The sequence below is a fragment of the Streptomyces sp. 17_S59 genome, assembly GCF_056930295.1.
Map to the genome: position 1 here is coordinate 2,365,372 of NZ_JBXOWD010000001.1, position 11,348 is coordinate 2,376,719.

7 protein-coding genes are annotated in these 11,348 nt (G+C 70.3%); 3 read left to right on the forward strand and 4 right to left on the reverse strand.

The annotated features are described in order from the left end of the window. The first annotated feature begins 67 nt into the window (after positions 1-67). On the forward strand, positions 68-2,230 hold the full coding sequence (locus AC1Z4A_RS10315) for an MMPL family transporter (RefSeq protein ID WP_483677591.1): 2,163 nt from the start codon (positions 68-70) through the stop codon (positions 2,228-2,230). A 211-nt stretch (positions 2,231-2,441) separates the two neighbouring features. After that, positions 2,442-2,795 carry a hypothetical protein gene (locus tag AC1Z4A_RS10320; protein WP_483677592.1) on the forward strand — a complete coding sequence of 118 codons (354 nt, stop codon included), beginning with the start codon at positions 2,442-2,444 and terminating at the stop codon, positions 2,793-2,795. Between the two features lie 17 nt (positions 2,796-2,812). Here the strand turns inward: AC1Z4A_RS10320 and AC1Z4A_RS10325 are convergent, their stop codons facing one another. From AC1Z4A_RS10325 to AC1Z4A_RS10340, 4 genes are all read right to left on the reverse strand, one after another. Continuing rightward, a complete protein-coding gene (locus AC1Z4A_RS10325) occupies positions 2,813-4,702 on the reverse strand; it encodes an AfsR/SARP family transcriptional regulator (protein WP_483677593.1) in 1,890 nt (629 codons plus the stop codon). Between the two features lie 114 nt (positions 4,703-4,816). Beyond that, positions 4,817-5,452 (reverse strand): LuxR family transcriptional regulator, encoded by a 636-nt coding sequence (locus AC1Z4A_RS10330; RefSeq protein WP_483677594.1) that lies wholly within the window; start codon positions 5,450-5,452, stop codon positions 4,817-4,819. Positions 5,453-5,726: 274 nt separating this feature from the next. After that, entirely contained in the window at positions 5,727-6,548 is an 822-nt protein-coding gene (locus AC1Z4A_RS10335) for a hypothetical protein (protein WP_483677595.1), read from the reverse strand. Between the two features lie 567 nt (positions 6,549-7,115). Then, positions 7,116-9,206 carry a nuclease-related domain-containing DEAD/DEAH box helicase gene (locus AC1Z4A_RS10340; protein ID WP_483677596.1) on the reverse strand — a complete coding sequence of 697 codons (2,091 nt, stop codon included), beginning with the start codon at positions 9,204-9,206 and terminating at the stop codon, positions 7,116-7,118. A gap of 163 nt (positions 9,207-9,369) precedes the next feature. Between AC1Z4A_RS10340 and AC1Z4A_RS10345 the strand changes: the two genes are divergently transcribed. Continuing rightward, positions 9,370-11,190 carry a hypothetical protein gene (locus AC1Z4A_RS10345; RefSeq protein ID WP_483677598.1) on the forward strand — a complete coding sequence of 607 codons (1,821 nt, stop codon included), beginning with the start codon at positions 9,370-9,372 and terminating at the stop codon, positions 11,188-11,190. The last annotated feature ends 158 nt before the right edge of the window (positions 11,191-11,348 follow it).

Consider the following 11,348-nt stretch of genomic DNA (forward strand, 5'->3'; position numbering starts at 1 on the left):
CGCCGGACAAGATCGTCTGGCCGCCACCATCCGGGCGGTGCACGAAAGTCACGTTGTAAGGAGCCTCATGTTCGGACGAATCGGGCGGTTCTCGGTGAACCGCCCGTGGCTGACGATCGTGGCTTGGATCGTCGCGGCGGTGGCCTTGGTGGCAATCGCTCCCTCGCTCAAGCCGACCGACGACCAAGCCGACTTCCTGCCGTCGCACTACGAATCCGTGCAAGCGGGGAAGTTGCAGGAAAGCTCCTTCCCGCAGCGTGAACAGCCGGCAGCCATCATCGTCTTCCAGCGAACCGACGACGGGAAGCTGACGGACGACGACAAGGCCGCGGTGGCCAAGGTCGCGAAGGGTCTGAAGGACAAGAAGTACGACAAGGTCAAGGAGATCACGGCGGACCCCTCCGCGGTCTCTCCCGACGGCCGCATAGCCATGGCGAACGTCCTGGCCGACGACAAGAACGTCTACGACGACGCGGTCATCGACGCGGTCAAGGACATGCGCCAGGAGGGCAAGTCCCTGCTCTCCGGCACCTCGGTGAAGATGGGCATCACGGGTTCTGCGGCGACCGCCCTGGACTCCCGTGAGTCGTCGGGCGACACCGACAGCATGATCATGATGGCCACCCTGCTTCTGATCATCGTGCTGCTGGGCGTCATCTTCCGGAGCCCCCTCATCGCGTTCCTGCCGGTGCTGATCATCCTGCTGGTCTTCATGGTGGCCAACTCGCTGATCTCCATCGCCAGCGACCTCGGCGGCCTCCAGGCCGACCCCGGCACCATGGCGATCCTGATCGTCGTGCTCTTCGGCGTCGGCACCGACTACATCCTGTTCCTCCTGTTCCGCTACCGGGAACAGCTCAGGACCGGCCAGCAGCCCAAGCAGGCCCTGATCGAGGCCGTCGGCCGGGTGGGCGAGACGATCGCCTCGGCCGCCGGGGCCGTCATCGCCGCCTTCCTGGCGCTGTTGCTGTCCACCATGGGGAGCATGCGTGCCATGGGTCCGTCGCTGGCCATCTCCGTGGCCGTGACCCTCGTCTCCGCGCTCACCCTGGTACCGGCCGTCTTCTCGCTGCTGGGCACCAAGGCGTTCTGGCCCTCGAAGGCGTGGAAGCGCCAGCCGAAGAACGCCGTCGCCAACGGCGTGGGAAGGCTGGTCGCCGGCCGGACGGGCATCGTGGCCGGCGCGTCGACCGCGATCCTGGCGGTGCTCGCGATCGGGATCTTCGGCTTCAAGGCCGAGTTCGACATGCAGAGTTCGATGCCGAAGGACCTGGAATCGGTCCAGGCCTCGGAGACCCTGCAGAAGGGCTTCGCCGCAGGCGAGACCGACCCGACCATCGTGTACCTGAAGTCCGTCGACGGGGCCAAGCTCGACAAGGGCGCGCTGGTGTCCTTCCACGACAGCCTGGCCAAGACGGAGGGCGTCGGGCAGGTCGCCGATGCGGTGCTCAACCCCGACGGGAACGCCGCCCAGTACAGCGTCGTGCTGAAGTACCGCCCCGCGGAGGAGAAGGCACTCTCACTCGTCTCCGGCACGCTCCGGGACTCGGCCCACGAGGCCGCGCCCAGCGGCACGAAGGCGCTCGTGGGAGGCACGACGGCCGTCCTCGCGGACATCGAGACCGCCGTCACCCACGACTACAAGGTCGTCTTCCCGGTCGCCGGCCTGGCCATCCTGATCATCCTCGGCCTGCTCCTGCGCAGCGTCGTCGCCCCGCTGTACCTGCTGCTGGCGGTCGGCCTGGGCTTCGCCGCCACGCTGGGCGCCACGGTGTGGCTGTTCCAGGATGTCAAGGGCGAGAGCGGCATGCTGTTCATGCTGCCGATCATCGTGTACCTCTTCGTGGTGGCGATCGGCACCGACTACAACATCCTCATGGTCGCCCGGCTGCGCGAGGAGGTCGAGCGCGGCACGCCTCCGCGGGAGGCCGCACGCCTCGCCGTCTCCCGGTCGGCACCGACCATCAGCGCCGCAGCCATCATCCTCGCCGGCACCTTCGGCGTGCTGATGCTCGCGGACAACTCGATGCTCCAGCAGATGGGCTTCGCGGTGGCGTTCGGCATCCTGCTGACCGCCTTCGTCATGGCCATCCTGCTGGTGCCGACGGTGACCACCCTGCTCGGGCGCAAGGCGTGGTGGCCCAGCCGCCAGAGCGCCGAGGGGCCGTCCTCCGGCGCGCCGGCCACGGCGCACGAGCCCGAGGTGACCGCGGGGTCCGCCTCGGTGTGACGTAGCTTCCCCGTATCCGGCATCGGCCTTCGCGACCCGCAGCGGTCGCGGAGGCCGATCGTCGTCCTACGGTCGAAACACGACGTTCTGGGGACGATTTGACGTGCATTCCGGTCACGTTTCCAGTGAACCGATAGGGAATGCATAGCCCTTCGGCACATGCTGAACCCCCGGGCCCACTATGGGTATCCGCCTTCCAAAGGATGGGGAAATGAACGATGACGCTGGGGCGGACGTGCTCGCGGAGCTGGAGCAGGACTACATCGCCTGGCTGGAGGGGGGCGGTCTCAGCCGGATGGCACAGTCGGACGGCCGTGACCTCACCGACCCGAGGGTGATCGCCGACGTTGTCCACGAGCTGGCGCTGGAGCCGGGCTGGGGAGCGCCGGCAGCGAGCGCGGTGGGCGCCACGCTGACCGGTGACTCGGGCCTGCGCTGGGCAAATCTGCTGGCCGCGTTCATCGATGCGGTGCACGGCCTGACCTTCGACGTGCCCGAGGACGGCAGCCTCAAGGCAGGCGGATTCAACGGATCACCGGCCGATGCCGAGGACCGCCGCCCCTAGGGGGTGTCCGCGAGGGCTCAGGCGCCGAGCCCGAAAACACATCCTCCGCAGCCGCATCCTCCGCAGCCGGCCGGCACGAGCGGCCGCTCGCTCGCGAACAGCCGTACCAGCGAGGGAAGCCGGTACTGGGGACGAGTGCCGTCGGCGCCGTAGGCGACCTCGACCAGCATCGCCTCTTCGAGCGCCTCCAGGACTCCCTCGGCCCGTTCCTCCGGCCAGCGCAGCTTCTCCGCCGCCTCCGCCCCGGAGAGGGTCGCGGAGTTCTTGAAGGACAGGACCCGCAATGCCATGCGTGCGGAGGGATCCAGCTCCGCCAGCGCGGCGCCCAGTGCGGCCCGTACGTCCAGGCTTCCCACCCGCAGCTCGTCCAGCCGCCTGTGCTCGGGAGCCAGCCGGTCCGCCAAGTGGCGCATCCGCCGACGCGGATGTGCCATCAGCCATGCCGCACCGATGCGGAGGGCCAGTGGCAGGCCGTCGCACAGGTCCACGACGCGTGCGGCCGCCTCGGGCTCGGCATCGACCAGCGCGGGACCGGCCATGGTCGACAACAGGCGCAGCGACTCCGCCCGGTCGAGCGCGCCGATCCGCACGACACGCATCCCCTCAAGGCTGGTGAGGGGGCGGCGACTGGTGATGACGGCACGGCAGGTGTCGCCGCCGGGCAGCAGCGGGCGCAGCTGCCGCTCGTCCACGCCGTTGTCGAGCACGATGAGCACGCTGCGCCCCGCAAGGCGGCTGCGGTAGAGCTGTACGCGTTCGTCGAGCGTCGGCGGCAGCTCGTAGCGGTCCGGGAGGAGGGCTCTCAGGAAACAGGCGAGGACGTGCCGGGGATCCTTGGGCTTGCCGTCCTCGGCTCTGAGGTCGATGTACAACTGACCGTCCGGAAAATGCTCACGGCACACGTAGGCCGCGTGCACGGCGAGCGCCGACTTCCCCATGCCGGCACTGCCGGTGAGCACCACGCCCCGTGGAGCCTGCCGACGCCCGCACAGCACCCCCAGCGTCTCGGCCAGCTGATGGTCACGGCCCGTGAAGTCCGGGGTGTCCATGGGAAGCATGGCCGGTACCAGGCGCGCCCACGGGCTGACGGTTCCGCCGCCGCCCCGCGGGGGTCCGTCCGGGGCGGCAGAAGCACCCGGCGGGACGATCATTCTCACGGCCTCGGGCGCGGTCGGGCCCGGAAGCCTGTCCGTCAGCACGGCCCGATGGATCCTGCGCAAGGCGGCGCCGGGGTCGACGCCCAGCTCTTCCTTCAGCACATGGCGGCCCTGCTCGTACACGCGCAGCGCATCGGCCTGGCGGTCACATCGGTAGAGAGCCGTCATGAGCTGGCCGCGGAGTGTCTCCCGGGCGGGGTACTCGGCCACAAGCCTGGTCAGTTCGGGGATCGACTGCACGTGCCGCCCCAGCGCGAGATCGGCTTCGATACGGCTCTCCAGCGCGCTGAGCCGGCTCTCCTCCAGATGCGGGAGTTCGGCATCGGCGAGGAACGTGGTCACGTCCGAGAGGGGAGTGCCCCGCCACAGCGCCAGAGCCGAGTCCAAGGTCCTGGAAGCCGAGGCGTACAGGCCGTTGGCCAGATTGCAGCGCCCCTGTTCCGCCAGTGTCCGGAAGGTGTCCCAGTCGACCGTTCCGGAGCGCTCCATGTGGTATCCGCGGCTGCGACGCACGATGCGCAGCCCGGGACCGAGGCCCTTGCGCAGGCGTGAGATGTGGGTGTAGATCTGCGCGGCCATCGTCACCGGAGGGTCCCACCCCCAGAGGAACTCACTGAGCCGCGTGTCGGGGAGGACCCGTCCTCGGGACAGCAGAAGGGCCCCGAGAACGGTCCTCGTCTTGGCGCCGATCAACGGTACCGGCGCTCCTTCGACCAGCACCTCCATCGGCCCCAGGATCCGGAACTCCATATTCATAACCTCACTCGGCCGGCCGGCATTCCGCGGGGAACCCACCCGGTGGACGGAGCGACCGGGAGGCCACATGCCGGAACCTGGGCTTCGCTGCCCCGCGGACTACGGCCCCTAGCCCTTGGTCCGCCGCGGCGCCGCCGGGAACAGGCCCAGTTCGGCGGCCCGAACTCCGGCCTGGAAACGCGACGTTGCGCCGACGAGTGACATGATTTCCGCGACATAGCGGCGGTAGGTGCGTACGGACATCGAAAGCTCTCGCGCAGACACCTCGTCGGTCGCCCCGGCGCGGAGCTGGTCGAGGATGCGGCGGGCGGTCTCCGTACGGGCATGGTCCCCGAAGTCGATCCGGTCCGTCACCGCCACGGAGTTCCGCCACACGCCGTCGAAGAGCGTGAGCAGGGGCCTGACGACACCGGAGGCCCGTATGGCCGAGGCGCGGCGGCCGACCGCGGAATCGGCACACACCAATGCCTCACGGCTGTCCACCACGACTCCGGCGAGCTGGGGAATCCTGGCGATGCGCACTTCCATCCACTGGCGCTCCATCGCGTACGTCCGGACGAACCGCCAGTCGACCATGGACGGTGTGCACAGGACGCGCACCTTGAGCCCGCCTTGGCGGGCCTCCAGCAGCTCGGCCGTAGCAGAGATCACCGGACGGGCGTAAGACGCTTCCGAGGCGAGCACCACATCGAGGGTCTCCGTCGCCGAGGAGATCAACTGGCAGGAAAGATGGGCCGCTTCCATGTCGGCCCGCACCAATGAGACGAGCGAGTTTCCATGCAGACGATCACGGTGTTTGACAACCGTGGACTCGATGAGTGCGCTGACCTCGAGAAGCTCCTGCTCAAACTCATCGATGGCATAGTCGAACGATCTTCCCCCTCTGTCAGGGTCGACACCGTCGGGACCTACACCAACATATGTCGACTGCAGCAAAAAACTCACCCCGTGACGTCATAGCAAGAATTAGGAAAGTTACGCGCACGCCGGTCGCATCAGGGCGACCTACGGCTGCTGATCAGTCGCCGGCCGAGAGCAGGCCCAGCTCCACGGCCCGCACTCCGGCTTGGAACCGGGATTTCGCTCCCAGTTCCCGCATAATTTCCGCGACATGGCGACGGTACGTGCGCAGCGACACCTGGATTTCCCGGGCCGCCACATCGTCGGTACAGCCGTCGCGCAGGCGCTCCAGTATGCGCCGCACCATGTCCGAGCGCAGCCGGCCGTTGAGGCGGGCATGCTCCGCAGGGCGCACCGCGCCGGCCCAGACGCCCGCGAACAGCAGGTCGAGGGCGCGGGCGGCAGCGGGATCCTCGATGATCAGCACGCAGTCGTCGGTCGACCCCTGCTTCGAACGGACCAGGACAACCCTGCCGTCGGCGATCAGGACTTCCTGCATCTCGCCTTCTGTCAGGCGGATTTCGAGGTTCGGTATGCGCCCTTCGGCGGCATGGACGGTCGGCGTGCCGAGCACCTGCGCGGTGCACAGCAGGCGGACGGCGATGCCGTCCCGCCCGGCGGATCCCAGCCTGTCGAGCGCCAGAGCGCCGGCCCTCGCACTCTCGGCGCCGCTCGGCAGGGCGAGGCTCACGCTGTGCCGCGCGCGGTCGAGCAGCATGTCGACGGCATTGCCGATGGCGACCTCGTCCTCGGCCATCATGACCAACGAGTCGCGCCCCGACGTCCGGCGGTGCAGGGAAACCGTGGACTCGATCAGCTCGCGAGCACGCAGAAGCGCGCGTTCCACATTTTCTTCTGCCGCATCGGCAATGGTGTCCGCCTCGGGCCGGCGTATCCTCCCGCGCTCCAGAACCCGACGTTCCGTATATTCAGGCACCATGGACATATCAACCACTCACACCCCCGTTGCGGTTGAGCGGGCGCACCCCAGCCACGCCGCAACCACAAGATGATTGATCCATACACTCGGAGCGGATGACGCACGCCCGGAGGATTCTTCTGACCCCCTCCGATCAGCCTCCCGGCGCCCCCCGCCATCCGATGAACTCGGCAAGACCTCTAAATGGGCCACCGATCAACGCCCAACTGAGGTTAGTTTGAGCAGAGGTGATCGTCAACGTCAGTTGAATGGCAAAGGGACGTTAAAAGCGCTTGCCCGACCACACCTCCGGCATCACCCCCGATAAGAGGATCCGGCAAGTCGCCGACGGACCCCGGGGTGACGTCAGGAAGCTGCCCGGAACCAAAAGCGACAACTTGAACATTCCGGTCGTCAGATCGCAGAGAGCATCCGCGCAACTACGCCGAGCCAAGGGTTGACGCCACCCTGTCCCCTTCTTGCCACACCAACCCCTAGAGCCCCCGTCTCACCGGGGGTAAATCCAGCCACACACTGACCGAAAATCAACTGTGTTCACTGTCCACCGATATGGCCGGAAACCGTCTCCTACTCCCCCACCACCCCCAGCCACAACGAATCCCGCGCCCGCGTCATCGCCACGAACAGCTGGGTGCGGGCCAGTTCCGCGCGTTCGTGCTCGATGTCCTCGGCGGCGGCGGACGGGCGGGTCGGCGGGGTGTGGTCGGGGAGGTAGACGTGCTTGAACTCCAGGCCCTTCGCGCGGCGGTAGCTGCCCACTTTGACCGCCTCGACCGGCCGGCCGTCGTAGCGCTCCAGCGAGCACAGCGGTATGCCGGCCCGGGTCAGGAGTCTGCGGTAGTGGCCGATCTCGCGCTTGGAGCGGCACAGGACCGCCGAGTCCGGCCAGCCGGCCGGGCCGCGGGCGCGGACCGCCGCGAGGAGGGCGGCGTCGTGTTCGGCCGGGGTGCGGGAGACCGAGCGGGTGACCTGGCCGTCGTGGTAGGTGAGGTCCACCTCGCGCAGGCCCGCCGTGCGCGTGCCGTCGATGTCGTCGAAGGCGTCCTCCGCCACCACCGCCAGCGCCGCGTCGAGGATCTGCCTGGCGTTGCGGTAGTTGGTCCGGAGCACCTGGCCGCGGTCGCCGCGCACGTCGATCCCGGCGTCGGAGAGGCGGAAGCCGCCCGGGTAGACGGCCTGCTGGCCGTCGCCGACCAGCAGCAGGCCGTTGGGGGCGTCGCCGACCAGGGCGTGCAGCAGGCGCACACCCACGAGGGTGAGGTCCTGGACCTCGTCCGCTATGACCGCCGCGTACGGATTGCTGCCCGGGCGGGCGCGGGCCTCGGTCAGGGCGAGGCTGAGGATGTCGTTGAAGTCGTGCACCCCGCGTTCGGTGCGGACCCGCTCGTACTCCTCGTACAGCGCCCAGACCGCCTCCCGCTGCGGGCGCCGCAGGTTGGTGCGGCGGCGGTGGCGGCGCAGCGTCGCGTATTCCTCGAAGCGGGTGATGCCCCGGCCCTTGATGACGCAGTCGATCTCCTCGCGCCAGTAGCGCGGTGACGGGTCGAGCGCGGTGAGGATGCTCTGCCGGCCGCGGCGCACCCAGGCGCGGCTGAAGGCGTCCTCCGCGCGGGTGCCGTGCAGGCGGTGGGCGACGCCCCGTTCGTCGAGGAACCGCTGGGCCCAGGAGTGCAGGCTCCTGAACTCGACCCGGCCCGCGACCGCCGGGGACATCGCCCGCAGGAAGGTGCTCTGCACCCGGGGCAGATTGCTGGCGAAGGTCACGTAGAGGATCCGGCCCGGCGTCCGCTGCGCCAGGTGCGCCGCGCGGTGCAGGGCCACGACGGTCTTGCCGGTGCCCGCCGGGCCGCTGACCCGTGCCGGGCCCGACCAGTTGCGCCGCACCAGGGCCACCTGGTCCGGGTGCAGGAAGGTCATCCACTGCTCGATCGGTGCCCGGCGGGCGGCTTCCAGGGCCGCGTCCCGCAGCCCGGCGACGTCGAAGAGGGCTGCGTCGGGGAGGGCCGCTTCCTCCTCGGTCGCGGAGACGGGATCACGCCGGGTGCCGCCCTCACCCGCCGTGCCGACGCACGAGCCCTCGTACGCCGGGAACACCTGCTCCAAGTGGTCGGCGATCGCCCGGACCGCGGCCGACGTCAGCCTGGTGCGCTCGGTCATCAGCGCCGGGCCCACCTCCCGCTCCCCCAGCAGCCGCACCCGGCCCAGGCGCTCGTCGACCGAGCGGCCCGCGAAGACCATCAGCGGCTGGACGGCCACGGGCGACATCCCGAGCGACGCCACGGCCCCTTCCGCCACCCGCGTCATCGCCAGCAGCTTCCCTATCTCTCCGTCGCGCCGCTGCCTGCCCACCGTGAGGTGGCCGTCGGCCGCCGCCGGGGCCGACCGCCAGTTCTTGACGTCGATGACGAACACACCACCCGGCCCCACCAGCAGCATGTCGACATTGGCCGCCCGCGTGCCCGGCCAGCGCCGGTCCACCAGCAGGCGCCAGCCGCGCCGCGTGAACATCAGCAGCTGCGCGGCCACCTTGCGCTCGCCCTCGCTCGCCGCTTCCCACCGCCGGGCCTCCCGCTGCGCGGCCCGCAGCTGCTCGCGCAACTCGCGCTCGTGCCGCCGCGCCTCCTGGGCCCTCTCGGATGCCGAACCCCCAGCCGCCATGTCTGACCGCCCCCCTTGGCTGCGCTCCCCCTCGTGCCCAACCAACATGCAATATTGCACGCAGCGTAATGATCGTACTGCGTGGCGGAGTCGCCGCCCAGTCTTCGGGGCGCCCCGGCACCGCAGGTATCGTCTGCCGGTGGAGCAGAGGAGGGGGAGTTCGGTGCAGCAGCACGCAGGGTCGTCGTGTCCGTCGCACATCCTGCTGCGGGACGATGCCGAACGGTGGTCCACCGCGCCCGTGCCCCGTACGGACCCGGCCTCCCGCACCGTTCTGGGCGTCATCCACAACGTCACTTCCGCCACACGGCTGTTGGACCTGCTCGCGCCCTTCGAGGGCGACCGGCGGGTGCACGTCGTGTTCACGTGCACGGGCTCGTCGGCGTTCGAGGCCGGCATACGGGAGTTCGTGACCTCGCGCGAACTGCCTTGCATATCCTGGGCGGAGGCCAAGGCGGGGAAGTTCGACCTCGCGGTGAGCAGCAGCCGGGGCGGCGAGCTGCAGGAGATCAACGCACCTCTTGTGGGCGCCCCGCACGGCGCTGGGTACAATAAATACTTGCGCCGGGAGCCGGGAGCCGGGAGCCGGGAGCCGGGAGCCGGGAGCCGGGAGCCGGGAGCCGGGAGCCGGGAGCCGGGAGCCGGGAGCCGGGAGCCGGGAGCCGGAAGCCGGAAGCCGGAAGCCTTTGGACTGGATGCCGAATGGCTCACCCATGACGGCGAGTTGATCCCCTCCGCCATCGTCCTCTCCCACGACGAGCAGCGCGAGCGCCTCCGCCGCGGCTGCCCCGAAGCCGTACCGATCTCCGTCGTCGCCGGCGATCCCTGCATGGACCGGCTCCGCGCCTCCCTCCCCTTCCGCGCCGAGTACCGCGCCGCCCTCGGCCTGCGCCCCGGCCAGAAGCTGCTCGTCCTCACCTCCACCTGGGGCCCGTACTCCCTCCTCGGCGCGAACATGGACCTCGTCCGCCGCGCGCTGGCCGAGCTGCCCCGCGACGAGTACCGCGTCCTCGCCGCCGTGCACCCCAACGTCTGGTACGGGCACGGCGGTTGGCAGGTCCGCTCCTGGCTCGCCCCCTGCGTCCGCGCGGGGCTGCTGCTGCCCGCGCCGGACACCGACGCCTGGCGGGCCGCGCTCGTGGCCGCCGACGCGTTCGTCGGCGACCACGGCTCGCTCAGTCTGTACGCCACCGCGCTCGGCGTGCCCGGGCTGCTCGGGGCGTTCGGGGCGGAGGTGGTGGCGGCCGGTTCGCCGATGGACCGGCTGGGGTCGGCGCTGCCCCGCGTCGCGCCGGACGTGCCGCTCGGGCTCCAGCTGCGCCGTGCGGCCGGCCGCCAGGCCGGGGACGGGCGGCTGGCCGGGATCGGCGGGCTGGTCACCTCGCGGCCCATGCGGGCGGCGGGGTTGCTGCGCCGCCTCTACTACGAGCGTATGGAGCTGGACGAGCCGGAGGCTCCCGCCGTGACGCGGCCCGTCGCCCTGCCGCTGCCTCTTTCCTTCGAGGGGTACGGGCCGGCTCCGCAGCCCGCGTTCGTCGACGCCTGCCGCGTCGGGGCGGCGGCGGACGGCGCCATGGTGGTGCGGCGGTATCCCGCGGAGCTTCAGGGGACGGTGACGGGTCACTTGACCGATCCCCATCTGGTGGTGGCGGAGGGCGAGCCGGACGGCCGGTGGGCCGGGGCGGCGGACGTGGTCCTGGCCAGGGCACCGGGGGCGCGCGAGTCGTACCGCGCGGCGGCGGAGCGGGTGTTCGCGGCGTACGGGGGCTGTTGGCTGGTGGCGTTTCCGGGGGAGGCGGGGGAGGCCGACTGTGTCGCGGTCACGCGGGACGGGGTGGTGTTGAGGGGGCGCTGGGACGGGGGTTTGGCGGTGGCGGTGGCGGCGTCAGTGCTTTACGCGGTGGCGGGGGAGGGGGGAGGGCCGGGGGTGAGCGTTTCGGTGAGGGTGGGGGGTGAGGATGCGGGGGTGCTGCGGGTTGTCTGAGGGGGGCTTTCCCCGATCCCGTCCCTTCCCGGCTGTATCGATTTGCGGCTCCGCCGCGTGGGGGGCTGCGCCCCAGACCCCGGGCCCCTCGCGCTGCGCGCGGGGGCGTAGCTCGGGGGCTCTGCCCCCGGACCCCCGGTCCTCAAACTCCCCCAGCT